Annotated in this window: 14 protein-coding genes and 1 pseudogene; 6 read left to right on the top strand and 9 right to left on the bottom strand. The window is 42.3% G+C overall.

Annotated elements, in window-relative coordinates:
- Position 1: 1 nt before the first annotated feature.
- A protein-coding gene (locus SJ312_RS14280; RefSeq protein WP_094963256.1) for an IS3 family transposase occupies positions 2 to 1,170 on the bottom strand; the annotation gives its coding sequence in 2 pieces (ribosomal slippage) (positions 2 to 921 and positions 921 to 1,170; 1,170 coding nt in all).
- A 71-nt stretch (positions 1,171 to 1,241) separates the two neighbouring features.
- Between SJ312_RS14280 and SJ312_RS14285 the strand changes: the two are divergent.
- A pseudogene (locus tag SJ312_RS14285) lies at positions 1,242 to 1,781 on the top strand (molybdopterin dinucleotide binding domain-containing protein); the annotation flags it as partial.
- A complete protein-coding gene (gene torD, locus SJ312_RS14290) occupies positions 1,782 to 2,417 on the top strand; it encodes a molecular chaperone TorD (RefSeq protein WP_094963254.1) in 636 nt (211 codons plus the stop codon).
- Between the two features lie 54 nt (positions 2,418 to 2,471).
- On the opposite strand, the gene SJ312_RS14295 is transcribed toward torD, so the two are convergent.
- Both SJ312_RS14295 and SJ312_RS14300 read right to left on the bottom strand, forming a co-directional pair.
- Positions 2,472 to 2,714 (bottom strand): hypothetical protein, encoded by a 243-nt coding sequence (locus SJ312_RS14295; protein ID WP_166268366.1) that lies wholly within the window; start codon positions 2,712 to 2,714, stop codon positions 2,472 to 2,474.
- Positions 2,715 to 2,823: 109 nt separating this feature from the next.
- Positions 2,824 to 3,810, bottom strand: a complete 987-nt coding sequence (locus SJ312_RS14300) for an Rpn family recombination-promoting nuclease/putative transposase (RefSeq protein WP_191901242.1) — start codon at positions 3,808 to 3,810, stop codon at positions 2,824 to 2,826.
- 314 nt (positions 3,811 to 4,124) lie between these two features.
- Here SJ312_RS14300 and SJ312_RS14305 point away from each other — a divergent pair, with 314 nt between their 5' ends.
- From SJ312_RS14305 to SJ312_RS14315, 3 genes are read left to right on the top strand one after another with little or no spacing between them, the layout of a single operon-like run.
- On the top strand, positions 4,125 to 4,904 hold the full coding sequence (locus SJ312_RS14305; RefSeq protein WP_094963186.1) for a class I SAM-dependent methyltransferase: 780 nt from the start codon (positions 4,125 to 4,127) through the stop codon (positions 4,902 to 4,904).
- Between the two features lie 38 nt (positions 4,905 to 4,942).
- Positions 4,943 to 5,479, top strand: coding sequence for a GNAT family N-acetyltransferase (locus SJ312_RS14310; protein ID WP_094963187.1), 537 nt, complete (start codon positions 4,943 to 4,945; stop codon positions 5,477 to 5,479).
- Positions 5,480 to 5,517: 38 nt separating this feature from the next.
- Positions 5,518 to 6,249 carry a class I SAM-dependent methyltransferase gene (locus SJ312_RS14315; RefSeq protein WP_172412311.1) on the top strand — a complete coding sequence of 244 codons (732 nt, stop codon included), beginning with the start codon at positions 5,518 to 5,520 and terminating at the stop codon, positions 6,247 to 6,249.
- A 144-nt stretch (positions 6,250 to 6,393) separates the two neighbouring features.
- On the opposite strand, the gene malQ is transcribed toward SJ312_RS14315, so the two are convergent.
- Both malQ and malP read right to left on the bottom strand, forming a co-directional pair.
- Positions 6,394 to 8,481, bottom strand: a complete 2,088-nt coding sequence (gene malQ / locus SJ312_RS14320) for a 4-alpha-glucanotransferase (protein ID WP_094963189.1) — start codon at positions 8,479 to 8,481, stop codon at positions 6,394 to 6,396.
- An 8-nt stretch (positions 8,482 to 8,489) separates the two neighbouring features.
- Complete coding sequence (malP, locus tag SJ312_RS14325) at positions 8,490 to 10,898, bottom strand: maltodextrin phosphorylase (RefSeq protein ID WP_094963190.1); 2,409 nt, start codon at positions 10,896 to 10,898, stop codon at positions 8,490 to 8,492.
- A gap of 421 nt (positions 10,899 to 11,319) precedes the next feature.
- Here malP and malT point away from each other — a divergent pair, with 421 nt between their 5' ends.
- Complete coding sequence (malT, locus tag SJ312_RS14330) at positions 11,320 to 14,028, top strand: HTH-type transcriptional regulator MalT (RefSeq protein ID WP_094963191.1); 2,709 nt, start codon at positions 11,320 to 11,322, stop codon at positions 14,026 to 14,028.
- Between the two features lie 250 nt (positions 14,029 to 14,278).
- Here malT and SJ312_RS23515 read toward each other — a convergent pair whose 3' ends face one another.
- From SJ312_RS23515 to malK, 4 genes are all read right to left on the bottom strand, one after another.
- Positions 14,279 to 14,611, bottom strand: coding sequence for a DUF2628 domain-containing protein (locus tag SJ312_RS23515; RefSeq protein ID WP_094963192.1), 333 nt, complete (start codon positions 14,609 to 14,611; stop codon positions 14,279 to 14,281).
- A 268-nt stretch (positions 14,612 to 14,879) separates the two neighbouring features.
- Positions 14,880 to 15,782: a maltose operon protein MalM gene (malM, locus tag SJ312_RS14335; protein ID WP_094963193.1), complete on the bottom strand. Its 903-nt coding sequence runs from the start codon at positions 15,780 to 15,782 to the stop codon at positions 14,880 to 14,882.
- A 64-nt stretch (positions 15,783 to 15,846) separates the two neighbouring features.
- Positions 15,847 to 17,148, bottom strand: coding sequence for a maltoporin (locus SJ312_RS14340; RefSeq protein WP_094963194.1), 1,302 nt, complete (start codon positions 17,146 to 17,148; stop codon positions 15,847 to 15,849).
- 41 nt (positions 17,149 to 17,189) lie between these two features.
- Positions 17,190 to 18,299, bottom strand: a complete 1,110-nt coding sequence (malK, locus tag SJ312_RS14345) for a maltose/maltodextrin ABC transporter ATP-binding protein MalK (protein ID WP_094963195.1) — start codon at positions 18,297 to 18,299, stop codon at positions 17,190 to 17,192.
- Positions 18,300 to 18,608 lie beyond the last annotated feature (309 nt).

The following is an 18,608-nucleotide window of genomic DNA, read 5'->3' on the forward strand; positions in this document are numbered from 1 at the left end:
GTCAACTAAAATTGGCCACGGTTTTAGAGTTTTTCCGGTATTGGTTTTCTGATTCGTTTGGTGGTAATCCACCGTTATATTCATGCGGCCTGACCTCGCTGTAATACCCGACGATATAATCCGTTATTGCATGGGCTGCTTCACTGAAGCTGATGTAGCCGGTCACCGGCACCCACTCATTTTTCAGACTTCTGAAGAAGCGCTCCATCGGACTGTTATCCCAGCAGTTACCACGCCTACTCATACTTTGTTTTATCCGGTATCGCCACAGTAACTGTCGGAACTGCCTGCTTGTATAGTGGCTACCCTGATCACTGTGGAACATGAGCCCGGATGGCTTATTTCGTATTTCCCATGCCATTTTCAGCGCTTTGGTGGTCAGTTTGCTGTCCGGTGAAAATGACATTGCCCAGCCCACGGGTTTCCTTGCGAACAGGTCGAGTACAACGGCCAGGTATGCCCAGCATTTACCGGTCCAGATATACGTTACGTCGCCGCACCATACCTGATTGGGCTCTGTCACTGCGAACTGTCGCTCAAGGTGGTTCGGGATAGCAATGTGTTCATGACCGCCACGTTTATACCGGTGAACAGGCTGCTGACAGCTCACCAGCCCCATCTCCTTCATTAGCCGTCCGGCAAGCCATCGTCCCATCCGGAAGCCCCTGTGTGTTGCCATTACAGCGATACTTCTTGCTCCTGCTGAGCCATGACTGAGGCCGTGCAGCTCCTGAACCTGACTACGTAATACGGCTCTCCTGCCGTCCGGATTGTCAGGCCGGTTTTCCCGGTATCTATAGCTGCTGCGGTGAACTCCGAACACGCAGCAAAGAGTGGCCACAGGATAATGCGCTCTGAGTTTCCCGATCACCGAGACCTGTTCAGGGAGTCTGACATCAAGAGCGCGGTAGCCTTTTTTAATATTTCGTTTTCCATTTCAATACGTTGAATTTTTTTCTTCAGCTCACGTATCTCAATTTGTTCCGGCGTGATAGGGGATGCTTTCGGTGTTTTGCCTGCCCGTTCGTCCCGTAATTGCTTTACCCACCGCGTCAAGGTGGAAAGCCCGACATTCATGGCTTTCGCGGCATCTGCAACTGTATAGTTCTGATCCACAACCAGCTGAGCTGATTCACGTCTGAATTCTGCACTGAAATTTCGTTTTTTCATTAAGGCACCTGTGTTGTTCTGAGGTAAGCATATCACCTCTGTTCAGGTGGCCAAATTTATTAAACCACTACAATCCTATGTGGTTCGAAAAAGCCGAACGTTCCCACGGAGGGCCGGGCTCGAAACACTGGCCATTGCACTTGCAATCAGCCCACCCCGATTTTCGTTTGCATTCCCAGCTATGTGAGTCGCCCGTATTACGTCAATATTATGCCGTCAGTGGAAAAGAACCAGTATTTATCAGCCCTCAAGATGCTAGAGCAAGAGGTATTCACAACGGAGATATTGTCAGAGTATTCAATGAACGTGGACAAGTATTAGCTGGCGCGGTGGTTTCTGACCTATATACCCCCGGTGTAGTACGTATTCATGAAGGGGCTTGGTATGATCCCACTAAAGGTGGCGAAATCAATGCGCTATGTAAATACGGTAACCCAAATGTATTAACACTAGATATTGGTACATCTCAGTTGGCACAAGCCACCAGCGCTCACACTGCTTTAGTTGAAATTGAAAAATATACAGGGCAAATAGATAACGTCAATGCATTTAATGGGCCAATTGAAATGGTAGCTCAATGTGAATATGTCCCCGCACAGCAGGTAAAATAAATGACCAAGTCAACCGCCTTAACGCCGGAACAGATAGCCTGTGTTTATGCATGGCTAGCACAACTATTCTCTCATGAATTAGATACGCAGAAACTCGCTCAAATCCAATCCGCTGAAATGGCGGATTGGTTTTCAACCCTCAAAAGTGAAGCCGCATTATGCACTGAGGTTCAATTATTAGAATCGAAGATAGCTACTTTACATGTCAGACACGATGCACAACTTGAATTGGCTGCTGATTTTTGTAGTTTGTTTTTAATGTCAGATAAACAGTCCGCTTTACCTTATGCTTCTGTTTATCCCCACATGAAGCAAGCAAACGAACACGTTAAATGCTTATTACTGGAGGCTGGGTTACAAAGTCATGACGCATTTAACGAACCGATAGACCATTTATCTATCATTCTTGAACTATTGAGTCATCTGCATTTTTCATCGGGCGAATTGCATTTATCCCTTGAAAAGATTGAAATATTACGCCAAAAGACCTTAGATATGCTACTCCAGTGGCTGCCTGAATTTAACGCTCAGTGTATGCGCTATGATGAATTTGGTTTCTATAGTGCATTAAGCCAATTGTTATACGCGTTAGTTCAATTAGATCAGTGCCCACTTAATTTTGTTAAACCTCGTTGAATACATAATAAATTCAGGATAGTTGAAAGGTAAATATCAACTATCCTGATAAATTTATTGTAATGAAATTAATTCTTCACGACTTAACCCTGTACTTTCCATAATAATTTCCAGGCTAACGCCATTTCTAAGAAAGTTACGTGCCAAGGTAATTCTAGCGTCTTGTATGCCTTCTTTTCGACCTTCTTCTCGACCTTCTTTTCGACCTTCTTTTAGCCCCTCTTCTCTACCTTCTTCTCGGCCTTCAAGAAGCCCTTCTTGGCGACCTTTATTATGTAAGCGTTGCGCTATATTCATGACTGTTTCCTTGTGTTTTTCTGTTTGTTCCTCTAACTTTTGTAAGCCACGTTAAATGCATAATAAATTCAGGATAGTTGAAAGATAACTATCAACTATCCTGATAAATTTATTGTAATGAAATTAATTCTTCACGACTTAACCCTGTACTTTCCATAATAATTTCCAGGCTAACGCCATTTCTAAGAAAGTTACGTGCCAAGGTAATTCTGGCGTCTTGTATGCCTTCTTTTCGACCTTCTTCTCGACCTTCTTCTCGACCTTCTTTTAGCCCCTCTTCTCTACCTTCTTCTCGGCCTTCTTCTCGGCCTTCAAGAAGCCCTTCTTGGCGACCTTTATTATGTAAGCGTTGCGCTATATTCATGACTGTTTCCTTGTGTTGTTCTGTTTGTTCCTCTAACACTTGAATAACGTGTTCAAAGTCAGTCGTATCCCAAGTAGCAAACAGATAATTGAGGATAGTAATCACATCATTGCTGCTATTATAGTGCTTATTAATCGCCTGCGCCAAGAGTGGGAGTACCCGTTGGATCTCATCACGGATATGTTTATGTTTCATTGCCAATTCCATCACAGCAACCTTTCGGTGATTAACCAGTTCATCATCATCAATCACCGTGACATCAACTAATGGAAATGGCTGGGTATATAAATCATTAGCAATATCAGGAAACGGGAAACAGTCAGTCCACAGCTGTGTATAGGGATACGGTGAACGCCCTCCATGATAAAAAAGGACAGGGATCACCGTCGGTAATGAAGTATTCCCTTGCTGCATATGTTGATTCATGGCTAAAAAAGCATAGTGCATTAAGCGCCAAGCCATGAGTTTATCAGGAGTTGATTGGTGCTCGACTAATAAGTAAATATACCCTTGACCTTGTGTTGTTTGCACGGAATACAGCACATCAGATAAACGAGAACGTAATTGTTTATCTATGAATGATGAATTAGTCAGCGACAACGTGTCAAAATCGCATAAAGAGCGGAGATGCTCAGGCAGGTGGATCTCAAAAAAATCCCGAGCATTTTCTATTTGCGCCATAAATCCTTTAAAGGCCGCATCATGTGCAGCAGCGATATTTTTTTCCATCATCCCACCAGCTCCTGTGAACAGATGCCAGTCACAATAAGATAAAATCTCCACTACGTCATTTCAGAATTTATTGCTGAAAATCATCGACTTTAAAGATTAAATGATTTTTAAAGGTGATGAGTTACCGATAAAAAAACAAAAAACATTCAATTTTACAGCCCCATATTTTTCAAATTTAAGTTATCAATAAGCACTCTAGACATCATAGATACCCGTTATATGTAATACAATTCGCACTCATAAACTTGGAAAATGAATTTAACGTAACGAAGCCCCCTGCGTTTGGACTTATCATTAAAAGTGAGATTTTTTCTATGCCTATAGATTTTCATGATGAAAAAAACAAATCGACTTACGCTACTCGTTCAGTAGCTAAAGAATGGATGGATTTCATTGAGAAACAAGTGGATATAAAGAATAAAATCGTTGCAGATATTGGCTGTGGTGGTGGAATATACAGCCGAGCGTGGGCTGAATTAGGCGCAAAAAATGTCATTGGTATTGATTTTTCTGAACATATGGTTAAAACCGCTAGAGAAAAATCGATAGATTATCCACAAACCACGTTCCAACAAGGTAATGCTGAAAAAACAGGTTTAGCCTCTTCAAGTATTGATTTAGTTTTTGAACGGGCGTTGATCCATCATTTAGTAGATTACAATAATAATTTTCAAGAAATTCATCGAGTTCTCTCCGATAAAGGCTACTTTATTATTCAAGATAGAACCATGGAGAATGTTACCCTCCCGGGTGGAGAACAACACTTACGTGGTTTCTTCTTTGAATGCTTTCCCAAACTGATTGACGTTGAAGCTAAACGCAGACCCACTCAGAAACAAGTCGAAACTGAATTACAGCAAAATGGCTTCAAACTTGTTTCCTCTCAGGTTTTTTGTGAGACTCGACGTATTTATGATAATTTTTCTTCACTAGAACAAGATATTAGCGCGCGTACAGGGCGTTCCATTTTGCATGAGTTAGATGATAATCAAATTACCTTTTTAGTGAATACATTACGTCATCATCTATCCCATTTATCCCCAATTATTGAACAAGATTATTGGCATATTTGGGTCGCCCAGAAAAACCGTTGATTCTATTTACTTTTATTTCTAACGTTTTAAGAGACGCTATGACTATCCAATATTTCGGTCGCCATACATCGCAGTTATCGAATGACCAAAAAGAGACTATCTACACTTTGTTATACCAAAGCTTTGACAGTGATTTTTCTCGAGATGACTTTCAGCACGCTTTAGGTGGCATGCATATTTTAGCTTATGACCAACAACATATTGTTGGCCACGTTTCCATTGTTCAGCGCAATATGGCATTAGGTCATCAGCCCGTCACAGTAGGCTATGTCGAAGCTATGGCGGTCTTAGATAACTACCGCCGCCAAGGTATTGGTCGACAACTCATGTTAGAAACTAATGAGATAATCGCTAATTGTTATCAACTCGGGCTGTTATCTGCTTCTGAAGAAGGCCGCCATTTATATCAATCGGTTGGATGGCATGTTTGGGAAGGGAAGCTCTATGAGCTCAAACAAGGCTCTTACATTCATTCCATTGATGAAGAAGGCGGTGTTTTTGGATGGACAAAAGATAAAACAATTGATTTTTCCCAACCACTCTATTGTGACTTTCGCAGTGGTGATCAGTGGTAATAGATTGAAGATAATTGATAACGATGCAGAGACTCCCCATGAAAGAACAAAATATTTATGATGACCCCATTTTCTTTAAAAATTATCAAGCATTAAGAGTCAATGATACAGGTCTTAATGGCATCATGGAAGAGCCGGCACTAAGGGCGCTATTACCTGATTTAAAAGGTAAAATCGTTCTCGACTTGGGATCTGGCTTTGGTGATTTTGCACGGTATGCGCACAGTAAAGGGGCGAAAAAAGTTTACGGTATTGAGCTTTCAAGTAACATGATAGAACAAGCCAAAAAGCTGACCCATACTGATGATATTGAGTATATTCATGCGTCAATGACTGATCCTATGACATTCGTTGAACATTTTGACTTTATTATTTCCTCTCTTGCAATCCACTATATCGAAAACTTTAATCAGCTTGCAAGCGAGGTCTATTCTCACCTCAAAGAGGGCGGGAAATTTATATTTTCGGTTGAACATCCAATGTGTACGGCTCATGCATCTTCATTTATGAAAAATGAGTCTGGTGAGTTTATCTGTATGCCTGTCGATAATTATCAGGATGAATCTATACGTCATACCTCATGGTTTGTTGATAACGTCATTAAATATCACCGAACTGTCGAAAGTTATATTATGGGGTTACTCAACGCAGGATTTGTTATCGATGCACTTAAAGAGCCCAAAGTCATTAATGAAGCCCTATTGGCAAAACCAGAAGCTGAAATTTTTAATCGCTATTCACCTTTTTTAATTATTAGCGCACACCGCTAGCACATTCTTAACAATGGGTAAAATGTTGCACCTTTGCTATCTCGGTGATTGCGTTATACTCGTCGCGGGCAAAAAATAAGAAATGTCGCGTTTTGAATGGATATGCCCCAACAACAGGACATATCCACCAAAAAAAAATAAAAGTTAACTCAAAGGGTTACGTTGTTTATCCACCTCTTCGATTAAGCGATTAACGTGCTGACTGGCAAACATCTCTTCTAAAGTATTCGTGAGCTTACGGCGCCAGTTAGGGTATTCATAACTGGTTCCGGGGATATTTACGGGCTCCTTTATTCCTAACCAATCTTCCGGTTGTAACCCCAATAATGCACTGCTTGAGCCCGCGACAAAACGATGTAATTGCTCGACAAGATCTTGTGATACTTCATCTGCCGATAAATGCCCGTTCGCAAGTGGATTATCCGTGTTTCTCGACCTTAACGCGGTTAACAAGCCCTGTTTTACCGCCTCGCGATCCTGTCTTAGGTGAGCTAACATGTTGGCATCGGGATAAAGACCTAATTGCTCACCCAATACAAAGTCATGCCCTTCCCAATATCCTTTTAGTGTTGCCATATCATGTGTCGATATGACAGCCATCGCTTGCTCCGCCCACATTTCAGGAGGTCGGGCTTGACGTTGGTCGTCATGCTCAAACCACAACACTTTGTATGAAAACACACCATAGTCATGCAGTTTACTGACGATTTCCTCAGGGACGATACCAAGATCTTCGCCAATAACCATGCACTTCATACGCTGACTTTCTAATGCCAAGATAGCCAGAAGATCATCCACGGGATAACGCACATAGGCGCCACGCGCTGCGCTTTCTCCTTCGGGCACCCACCAAAGACGTAATAATGACATCACATGATCAATACGCAATGCCCCGCAATTTTCCATATTTGCACGTATTAAGTCGATAAAAGGCGCATAAGCACGTTCTACTAAGGTGTATGGGTTAAAAGGCGCCACTCCCCAATTTTGCCCTAGCGGCCCTAAGATATCAGGCGGAGCACCAGTAGAGGCTTGAGTACAATATAACTTGCTGTCGAACCACGTCTCAGCCCCTCCTTGGGTAACACCAACGGCTAAATCTCGGTATAAACCTATTGGCATATTGGCATCACGGCAACGTTGCCAACAGTCAGAAAATTGCTGCCATGCCAACCATTGCAACCACGACCAAAATGCGATTTCATCTTGATGTTCTGTGCAAAATTGTTTTACTGATGGAGAGTCTGCATGGCGATACTCCTCAGGCCAAACAGGCCATCCCCAATAAGCTTCGTTTTGCGCCATCAAGGTCGCATGTAGTGCATCAAAGGCGGCTTGCCAATATAAACTCTCACCACGTTCATCGACAAACTGTTCAAAAGCTAAACGTAATGAGTCTGCTTTCTCTCGTAATGAAAATTGTTGCCAAGCAAAGGTTAATGCCGTTAGTTTTAATTCAGTAACCGTCGAATAGTCAACAAGATCACTCGTTCTAGCGGAGTGTAAACGAGCCTGCGTTTCCGCTAAATCCCACCAGCGCTTTCCTTGCTCACTTAATTGAAAGTCAGCAACCGAATCCACATCAATATAGATAATATTGAGCCAACTACGTGAAGATGGGCTGTATGGGCTGGCACTTTCTGGGTTTGCTGGAAATAATGAGTGAATGGGGTTTAAGCCCACAAAGCTACCGCCTCGAGTCGCTATTTCCCCGACTAAATGCTGAAGATCACCAAAGTCACCAATCCCCCAATTACGGTTTGATCGTAATGTATAGAGCTGAATATTCGCGCCCCACAGCTTTTTGCCCTTCTCAATTTCAGCCGGTATATAACAACGCTTTGGTGCCACAATCACCGTACAATGCCATTGCTTTTCTTGCTGCTTAAGGAGCAAACTGTGGTAACCCACAGTAAGATTTGCAGGCAACACTAGCGGATGCCCAGCCAACACATTTCCTTGGTGTTGGCATTGCTGATTTTCCGTTTCAAACACCCATTGAAACTCGCCACTCCCTTGAATGGCGATACTGATTTCATCATTCTCACGAATGACTTTTACGGTTGGCAAAGGCAGACTTTGTTGTTTTAAATGGGGGGCCTCCCCCCCCATAGCATCAAACAACTTTTGCTGGATATCTAATTCAATATCCTGCAACTGACCATAGGCATTAATATAGTTTGCAGCGATGTCTGGCGAGAGCCTTTCAACATTCTTTCTTTCACACTGCATATTCTCTCCTATGCCTCACGCTTTGCTTGCCAAATACGCGCTTGATAATCAGCAATGGTACGGTCTGAACTGAACATGCCGCAGCGTGCTGTATTTAAGATGGCTGTTCGTGTCCATGCATCTTGATCTTGATATAACGTTGCCGCTTTTTGTTGTGCATCAACGTAGCTCGCAAAATCAGCCATCAATAAATAAGGGTCTCCGCCTTCTTTGCCCAGACTCTGTACCAACTGTGCAAAGGCTTGCGTATCACCGTCACTGTAGGTGCCATCTTCTAATTCAGTGAGAACCGCATCCAGTACAGGATTATTTTTACGCCATGTGAGTGGGTCATACCCGTTCGCTTTCAGTTGCTTAACTTCATCAACAGTCAGTCCAAAAATAAATATATTTTCTGCGCCCACTTGTTCTGCAATTTCCACCGTTGCACCATCCAGTGTTCCCATCGTCAATGCCCCATTTAACGCTAACTTCATATTACCCGTTCCTGAAGCTTCTTTGCCCGCCGTTGAGATTTGTTCAGAAATATCCGCTGCTGGGATAAGTTTTTCGGCAACAGAAACACAGTAATCAGGTAAAAAGACGACTTTAAGTTGATCCCCCACAATTGGGTCATTGTTTATCGCTTCAGCAACTTTATTGATGGCATAAATAATATTCTTAGCCAAATAATAGCCAGGTGCCGCTTTAGCGCCAAACAAGAATACGCGAGGTACGCGTGGTGTTGTTGGGTTCTCACGAATATCTTTATACAGAGCAAGTATATGTAATAAATTAAGGTGCTGACGCTTATACTCATGCAACCGCTTGATTTGAATATCAAACATGGCTTGCGGATTGATCACGATACCTGTACGCGCTTTGACAAACTCTGCTAATCGTTGCTTATTACGTTGCTTAATTGCACGGTATTTTTGCTGGAATTGGCGGTCGTCAACATGTTCTTCCAAGACGTTGATCGCTTCAAGGTCATTAGCCCATTCATGCTTAACCGTCTCATCAATTAACGCTGCTAACTCAGGGTTACACTGTTTAATCCAACGACGTGGTGTGACGCCATTGGTGATGTTCAGAAATTTCTCAGGCCATAACTGATTATATTCAGGGAATAAATCTGTCGTGATTAACTTAGAGTGCAACGCGGCAACACCATTAATCGCGAAGCAAGATACGACGCACAAGTTTGCCATGCGTACCTGCCCTTCATAAACCACAGCAACTTTAGGCCAAACCGTCTGGTCAGTTGGCCATTTTTGTTCGACCAATTTTTTAAACCGCTGATTAATTTCATGAATGATCTGCATATGACGAGGTAACAACGGCTGCATAATGCTTTCATCCCAGCACTCAAGCCCTTCTTGCAACAGAGTGTGATTAGTATAAGCAAATGTTTGGCTCGTGATTTTCCATGCGGTATCCCAATCGAGCAGGTGTTCATCCAGCAATACACGCATCATTTCAGGAATAGCAATCGTTGGGTGCGTATCATTCAATTGAATCACTTCGTATTCAGGTAATGACGCTATCGCTCTGCCTTCACGATGGTGACGGCGTAAAATATCCGCAACAGAGCAAGCACATTGAAAATATTGCTGCATTAAACGTAATTGTTTTCCTGCTAAGTGATTGTCATTTGGGTATAAAACTTGGGTCAGTTTCTGCGCGTCTACCCCTGTTTTTTCTGCCTCTAAAAAGTGTCCTTCATTGAATAATTCGAAATTAAATGGTTGAGCATGTGACGCTTGCCATAAACGTAAAGGCTGCGTTTCATTATTCAAATAACCGACAACCGGTAAATCCCACGCTTCACCCTGTATGATAAAAGCAGGTTCCCAACGTGAAACATGACCATCTTGTGTGACGTTGCCACCAATACCTACTTGTACATTTAACTCAGCATTATGTCTAAACCATGGATAGCTATCACGCTGCCAATTATCAGGGGCTTCCACTTGCTTACCATCCACAAATGACTGTTTAAACAAGCCATATTGATAATTCAAGCCGTAACCAATCGCAGGTTGACCAACAGTGACCATTGAGTCTAAGAAGCAAGCTGCAAGCCGCCCTAATCCGCCATTCCCTAATGCCGGATCAACTTCTTCTTCAAGTAAATCACTTAACTCAATATGGTATTCTTTTAATATATCTGCAATTTCCTGGTACCAACCTAGGTTTAACAAGTTATTTCCTGTTAAGCGCCCAATCAGAAACTCCATTGAAATATAATTCACATGACGAAGTGTGGAGGATGTGGATTTTTTAGGATTCGCTGCCAATAACTCAGCAACAGCATGACTAATTGCCTGCCACCATTGGTGGGAAGTCATTTCCTGTTCTGACTCCAGCCCTAAAAATTGCCATTGACGTTTTAGTGCTGCCTGAAATTGTGTTTTGTTGAAGGTAAGATGCGACATAAATAACCAGACCTCATTATTAGTAAGAATGTATTGGCCTAGTATGCAGAGCGCTTTAACCCCCTTCCTCATCCCAGACAAAATTCTATCGGGAGTAGGTAGGAGGAGGAGAAAAATAAAACAAAAAATAAATTAAAATCAAAAAGTTAATTTAAATCTTTATCATTCCTCCTATCCCATCTAACCGTTATCTCAATATTCTTGATCGCCTCATCCCCCCATAAAAGCTTTTCGATATTGTTCTATTGCCTCACGCTAAAAATGCGTTCTAACGAAATCAGAGTAAATTGTGATACTGCGCACCTTTGTCATGATCAATGATCTAACATGCTTGCATAAATCTAGAATCTGATAGAAGTTATATAAAGAACTTTGATATATCACGAGCGAGTACTTCTTCCGTATGGTTACCCCACTGAGTATGTTAATTCCGTCTAAGTTAAGCCGTCCTGTCCGCCATCAAAATACGGTGGTGCGCGAGCGACTTTTAACTTTATTAGGGTCAACAACACATTACCGCCTTATTTTAGTCACTAGCCCTGCGGGGTACGGAAAAACGACGTTACTTTCCCATTGGGCAACCGAGAAACAACATATCGGTTGGTACACACTCGATGATGGAGACAACCAATCGGAACGTTTTGCCCATTATTTAATTGCGGCAATCCAACAAGCCACCCAAGGTTGTTGCCCAAATAGCGAATCAATGGCACAAAAACGCCAATACGCTAATTTAAACTCATTGTTTTCATTGCTTTTTATCGAATTAACACAATGGCAGCACCCCATTTGGCTAATCATTGATGACTATCATCTGATCAATAACCCAGCCATTCATGATGCTATGCGTTTTTTTTTGAAACACCAACCTGATAACCTGACACTTGTTATCTCCTCCCGCAATGTCCCTCAGTTAGGTGTTGCTAATTTACGAGTGCAAGAGCAGCTTCTTGAAATCGACAGTCAGCATTTAGCCTTCACCCATCCAGAAGCCAAACAATTTTTTGATAATCGCCTTGAAATCCCACTGGAAACAAGCGAATGCCAACGGTTATGTGATGATGTTGCGGGTTGGGTTACGGCATTGCAGTTAATCGCCCTATCAGCTAAGCAAGACTCCCATGCAGCAAAACACTCCGCACGTCGATTATCAGGGATTAATTCCAGTCACCTAAATGAATATTTAGTGGATGAGGTTCTCGACAATGTAAATGGGGAAATGCGCCGTTTACTTCTGACCAGTTCATTATTGCGCTCAATGAATGATGCATTAATTGCGCGTATTTCTGGTACGGAAAATGGCCAAATGCAATTGGAAGATATCGAACGCCAAGGGCTATTTTTACAACGAATGGATAGCTACGGTGATTGGTTTAATTACCATCCCTTATTTAGTAGTTTCTTGAGGCAGCGTTGCCAATGGGAACTCGCCAGCGAACTTCCTCAACTGCATCACGCTGCCGCAGAAGGCTGGATGGCACTGGGTTTCCCGAGCGAAGCTATCCACCACGCTCTCGCCGCTGAAAATCCATTAATGTTACGGGACATCCTACTACAGCATGCATGGGAGCTATTCCATCAAAGTGAATTATCATTACTCGAAAGCTCATTACAGGCTATACCGTGGGAAATGCTATTGGATAATCCTAAGCTTATTTTATTACAAGCTTGGTTAATGCAAAGCCAGCATCGCTATGGTGAAGTGAATACTTTATTGGATAGCGCCGAGCGAGAAATGACCAAAGAACTCGACCATGCGCTACGGGGTGAATTTGACGCGCTACGCGCCCAAGTTGCTATCAATAAGGGTAACCCAAATGAAGCAGAGAAACTGGCACACTCCGCGCTCAATTTGCTTCCTGAAACCAACTATTATGGGCATATCATTGCAACATCTGTACTCGGTGAAGTTCATCATTGCACGGGGAATTTACAGCGTTCCCTTAGCATGATGCAAGAAATCGAAGCCATGGCCCATCGCCATTCAACTTGGCACTATGTTCTATGGAGCATGCTGCAACAAAGTGAGATTTTATTCGCGCGTGGGTTTCTGCAATCAGCCTATGATATTCAAGAAAAAGCGTCTGAGTTAATTCATGAACAACATCTAGAACAATTGCCTATGCATGAATTTCTCTTACGTATTCGCTCACAATTAATGTGGGCTTGGGGAAGACTCGAAGAATCGGAAAGTGCAGCACGTTTAGGCATGAAAGTACTGTCAAATTACCAACCTCAACAACAGCTGCAATGTGTTGTTTTAGTTGTACTCAATGCGCTCGTTCGTGGTGATATTGATAACGCTCGCAGTCATTTGCATTTAATCGAAAATTTACTCAGCAATGGGATCTATCATGATGACTGGGTCTCAAATGCTGATGAAGCGAGAGTCATTTATTGGCAGTTAATCAATGATAAAACTGCCGCTGAAAGCTGGTTACAACAAACATTAAAACCCGCTTTGGCAAGTAATCATTTTTTACAACGTCAATGGCGTAATATTGCCCGTGCCCAAATTCTACTTGGTGAATATGACTCCGCGTTTGAAATCCTTGAAGAGTTGAATCTTAATGCGCGCAATTTGGAGCTAGTGAGTGATTTAAATCGCAATTTACTGCTGCTTAATCAACTTTATTGGCAGAAAAATGACAAAAATGCCGCCCAATCGACACTGATTGAAGCCCTTAATCTTGCGGGTCGTACTGGTTTTCTGAGCTATTTTGTCATTGAAGGTGAATCGATGGCGCAGCAATTGCGCTTGTTGCTACAGCTTAATGTCCTTTCTGAACTAGAAAGACACAGAGCACAGCATATTTTACGTGAAATCAATCAACATCATCGCCACAAGTTTGCTCACTTTGATGAAAACTTTGTAAATCGCTTATTAACCCATCCTCAAGTTCCTGAGTTAATAAGAATTAGCCCGCTAACTCAACGCGAATGGCAAGTCCTTGGGTTGATTTACTCAGGTTATAGCAATGTGCAAATAGCCAATGAATTTAACGTGGCTTCGACCACAATAAAAACACATATTCGCAATCTGTATCAAAAACTGGGCGTGCTTCATCGCCAAGAAGCAGTGGCACTCGCTCGCCAATTACTGCAAACCATGGGCTATAATGCGGTTTAAATCGAGTAGAAGACAGGAACACTCCTGTCATCCTCTCACACCACTAATAAAAGAGGCCGCACTAGGCAACCTTGAAAAAATTAGAATGAATAACTCGATAAGCACTTTAACTAAACAATTTAGCTTGCCATGTCAGCATTTTTATTGGATTTATTAAGACTGAGAGGAATGGTGTTGTGACTGATATAGTTCAGGCTAAGTACACTATCATCAGATACTCAGTTCGTGATAACCGCACATTACACCACTATCAAACGTACCCTTGCATTTTTAATCTAAACATATAGTTTTTGTTGATTGTGGCACCTTGATACACAGAATATAAAATTCTAATTAAAAAGATCACCGATGCTAGCCTAGTGTCACCAGTACTTTCTGCAATACCGTTCGCACCAAGCGACAACGTTATAAATATAAGACCAACAACTAACCACAGAGCAAAAGACCCCCACATTTTTCTATACAGATACACCCAAAAACCAAAGAAAAATGCCGTCCATGAGAATCCGTTTTTGACTATAACGGTGTTCGTACCTTTCGTAAACGTTATATATTTAAGGTTAGCATTTATTGAATTATCCATAATTCTTTCATCACATAAGTTAAATTTTACTTGCAATGTACAATAAAAAATAAGCTTATAGCGAGCTTCAGTTCGATTACAACGTATTCACTCTGATCAATCTAGAATCGAATAGGAGACTGGAACACCCCCGTACATACGAAGTTGGTTCATGTTAATGCAGGAACGGCCAGCACAGCAAACAGACAGCACCACGCTCGACGCATCATTAAAAAAGTGCGCATTACGCGCACTTAGAGGACATAGAACAACAACGAGGTATTTAAATTTATGGCTTTTTCACATTTTCAATAAATGTCTTACGTGCCGATTTGGATCCTAAACGTTCAGCTTCATCAAGCAATTTCAATGCACTATCTATATCACCGTTATCAATCGATTTTTTAATAGCCTGATTAAAGTAATCTTCTGTACCGGATAAAATTTCGGCTTGTTTTACTGGCGGAGTAGCCACTGCAACCGATGTACTTGCAGTATCCCCCACAGTGACAGGGGCAACTTTAGGTGAACCAAATAGTGCACCAATCAACACGCTTGAATTCGAATTTGAAGCGACATTTAGCTTTAACTTACCTTGAGTTACGTGCTTAGCGATGGGGTCTGGAATATCAGGCACCGCATTTCCGACACCCTTCGCGTAAGCTTTTGCTGGGTCAATTTGAGTTGTCGTGTTCTTTAAATCATCCGGTGTGGTAAACACCAGTAAATAAAGCTGTTTTTGGCCTAATGCAGGAGTCAGTTTAATTGTGCCACTCAGGCTATCACCTTCCATGACACTGGCCTCTTGATAAGTAAAATATTGGCTAGGGAAATAAGCAAAAGGCGTCATATTTTGGTCAAAAACCAACACATTAGGCGAATACACTTGATGGCGGTTTATTTCGCTATTCAAGTTTATGGTTAACTCACCCATATTGGCAGGAACACTATAAGCAGCAACAGGGCCACTAATATTGGCGAAATTAAGGGATTGCCCTTGTTGAGCTAAATCAATAATTGATTTTTCAGCTGGATTAACTGGTATCCATGATAGTTGCTGTAATGCAGTTGTCGCTATATTGGGTGCTGCTGATAAATCTTGCGGCACGATATTCACTTCTGCGAAACTGATAGCAGGTACCCCCGCCAGCAACCCCATACTTAAACACAGCGCTAAAAGTTTCTTTTTCATTATATTTTTCACCTATCATCGCATTGATAATAAATGGGAAGATATCGCTACCTTCCCTTTGTAATTACCACCAAATTTCCATTTGAGCGCCATAAGTGAATTCGTCATTATCACCACGACTATTGGTTAACGTGCCTTTACCGCTATTATCTCGGAATGCATTATTGGTAATATCGCCGCTGCTATTTTTCGCATAGCCCCAGTTTTCATCCCATTTTGCATAACTTACATAGAAACGAATGGCGGGACGAGACCAAATACTATCTCCGGCTTGCCATTGCTGGGCTAACGTCATTTTATATTGGCTATTATGTGAGCCAACCTCTTGGGATTTCACGTTATCGTACCCAACTTCAAATAATGTGCTCATTATTGGTGTCCACTTGTACATAGGTCTGACACCGACCGTCCACCAATCCGTTCCTTTGCCATTATCCAAGTCGAGTTTTTGGTACATTCCGACATACATTAAGTCCCATTTATCACCGAGGGAAATACCTCCGTGATCAATAAACCGCCATAGCTTACCGTCATTGTTAATACTTGAGCCTTGCGCCACACCTTTCCCTTGAGATGTCATCGCATCCGTTGCGTACTGAACAACAAATTTATTGAAGCCATTGAGAACACTTTGAGTGTGTTCCGCAGTGAACATCCAACCATTTTTTGAGGCATCATTTTCTAAATGGTAACCATCAGAAGGGTTTGCACGCCCATAGTCGATTCCCAGTTCTAGAACACCACCTGGGTTGACTTCAAGGTTTGATAGACGGACATCATAGGTATCATTTGCAGTACGATCTGCATACTTACGTTGCTGATTACTAATGAAGTTGTAGGAACCACCCGTTTCAGAAGCGCGAGTCGCCGCTAACGCCAGTTTTCCGAAACCTAAATCAATATTATCAATCCCTGTGCCTGGACCTGAAATATCCCAATAGTAAAAGTCAATCATATGAATATCGTGACGTTTATAGAAACGCTTACCCGCCCAAATATCAGCTTCTGGTAAACTGTCGATCAGGTTATTCCCTTGCACAAAAACCTCACGAAAAGCGGGGCTAGTGCTTTCCCAGTCATTCTGCTGCGAAACGGAATAAGCGACATTCGTATCAAAATAAAAGCTCTTATCGCCTTCTTTCCATACCTCTTGCCCTAATTTTAACTCTGCGTAAGTTTCACATTCATTACCTAAACGGTATTTACTTTGTGCACCTGTGACTTGAAAACATTTTTGCTCTCCACCGCTTCCCGTCCAACCAATACCAGAACGCGCATAACCGTGGAAATCAACTGCGAATGCCTGTAGTGGAACTGTTGCTGCAAGAATAGCCATAGTTAACGAATGCTTACGCAAAGTTATCATTTTAATACTCCTAGAGTTGCTTTTATTATGTAGGGATAGTGTTAAACGCCCTGTTCTTTATGCAACCGACGACACGCAGTACCATCCTCTCGAAATAGGTGGCAGCGTTCAGGTGGCAGACCAATGGCGAATGAGGCCCCCTCCTCAACTAACACAATATCGTTTTGCCGATATACAAGGTTTTGGGAGATAGCAGGGATCTGAATATAGATTTGTGTTTCATTACCTAACTGCTCAACAACTTGCACAGTCCCCTCTAAAACAATGCTGGCAATGTTGCTCGGTAAAAGATGTTCAGGGCGAACCCCTAAAGACATCCGGCTACCGACTTGAACATTTGAGCTATCAACAGGTAGCCAAATCTTTTGGTTATTGGGTAATTCAACTTGAACTTGTTCTACTGCGGTGGCAGTTACCTTTACAGGTAAAAAATTCATTTTTGGCGATCCAATAAACCCTGCAACAAAACGGTCAGCAGGATAATGGTAAAGCTCCAGAGGCTTACCCACTTGCGCCACTCTTCCGGCATCCAGTACCACAATTTTATTGGCAAGAGTCATCGCTTCTACTTGGTCATGAGTCACATATATCATTGTGCGTTTCAACCGTTTATGCAGCTTGGATATTTCAATACGCATTTGCACTCGCAAAGCCGCATCAAGGTTAGATAACGGTTCATCCAATAAAAATACGTTTGGCTCCGCAACCAAGGTACGCCCAATGGCGACACGCTGACGTTGCCCGCCGGATAGCGCTTTAGGCCGTCGCTCAAGTAAATGAGCCAGTTGCAAAACCTCGGCGACTTGTGTGACTCGTTGGTTTCTTATCGCTTTACTAACACCGGATAATTTCAAACCAAACGACATGTTTTCGGCAACGCTCAGGTGCGGATAGAGTGCATAAGACTGAAAAACCATTCCAACACCGCGTTCTGCAGGTGGTATTTCATTCATTTTTGTTTCGCCGATGAATAAATCACCACTAGTGATATCTTCAAGGCCTGCGATCATCCGCAATAACGTCGATTTACCGCAGCCTGATGGCCCAACAAAAACAACAAACTCACCCTCTTGGATATCGAGATTGATATTTTTCAATACCACGACATCCCCCCACGCCTTAGTCACATTCTGTAACTGCACACTCGCCATACTTCTAATCCTCATGACATCTTACTGTTTGCAAACAAGTATATTTCAATGGCAGGGACTATAACGGATTGTTGAAAATGAATAATCATCCGTCCGTACTTTTTTATGGAGGGAGGAGAAAGAAGGATAAAATTGAACCGTCATGAGAAAATTACGTAAGCTATTGATGATTTTTGGGCGCTAGGCCATGATATTCCACCTGATTGTTGTGACCTTGATTGCAGAAATAGCAATTATGTTAATTAGATCACAATGCAACAGGTGGAGGCGTAGAGTGGGGGATGATGAGAATATCGTTTTGACAACGCA

Origin of the sequence: Providencia sp. CIM-Carb-044 (genome assembly GCF_033901115.1) — a bacterium.
Lineage (GTDB): Bacteria > Pseudomonadota > Gammaproteobacteria > Enterobacterales > Enterobacteriaceae > Providencia > Providencia hangzhouensis.

Bases quoted from the DNA above. Each gene is read 5' to 3' on its own strand.
- torD (WP_094963254.1), top strand. From the start codon at position 1,782: ATGACCAAGTCAACCGCCTTAACGCCGGAACAGATAGCCTGTGTTTAT.
- SJ312_RS14295 (WP_166268366.1), bottom strand. From the start codon at position 2,714: ATGAATATAGCGCAACGCTTACATAATAAAGGTCGCCAAGAAGGGCTT.
- SJ312_RS14300 (WP_191901242.1), bottom strand. From the start codon at position 3,810: ATGATGGAAAAAAATATCGCTGCTGCACATGATGCGGCCTTTAAAGGA.
- SJ312_RS14305 (WP_094963186.1), top strand. From the start codon at position 4,125: ATGCCTATAGATTTTCATGATGAAAAAAACAAATCGACTTACGCTACT.
- SJ312_RS14310 (WP_094963187.1), top strand. From the start codon at position 4,943: ATGACTATCCAATATTTCGGTCGCCATACATCGCAGTTATCGAATGAC.
- SJ312_RS14315 (WP_172412311.1), top strand. From the start codon at position 5,518: ATGAAAGAACAAAATATTTATGATGACCCCATTTTCTTTAAAAATTAT.
- malQ (WP_094963189.1), bottom strand. From the start codon at position 8,481: ATGCAGTGTGAAAGAAAGAATGTTGAAAGGCTCTCGCCAGACATCGCT.
- malP (WP_094963190.1), bottom strand. From the start codon at position 10,898: ATGTCGCATCTTACCTTCAACAAAACACAATTTCAGGCAGCACTAAAA.
- malT (WP_094963191.1), top strand. From the start codon at position 11,320: ATGTTAATTCCGTCTAAGTTAAGCCGTCCTGTCCGCCATCAAAATACG.
- SJ312_RS23515 (WP_094963192.1), bottom strand. From the start codon at position 14,611: ATGGATAATTCAATAAATGCTAACCTTAAATATATAACGTTTACGAAA.
- malM (WP_094963193.1), bottom strand. From the start codon at position 15,782: ATGAAAAAGAAACTTTTAGCGCTGTGTTTAAGTATGGGGTTGCTGGCG.
- SJ312_RS14340 (WP_094963194.1), bottom strand. From the start codon at position 17,148: ATGATAACTTTGCGTAAGCATTCGTTAACTATGGCTATTCTTGCAGCA.
- malK (WP_094963195.1), bottom strand. From the start codon at position 18,299: ATGGCGAGTGTGCAGTTACAGAATGTGACTAAGGCGTGGGGGGATGTC.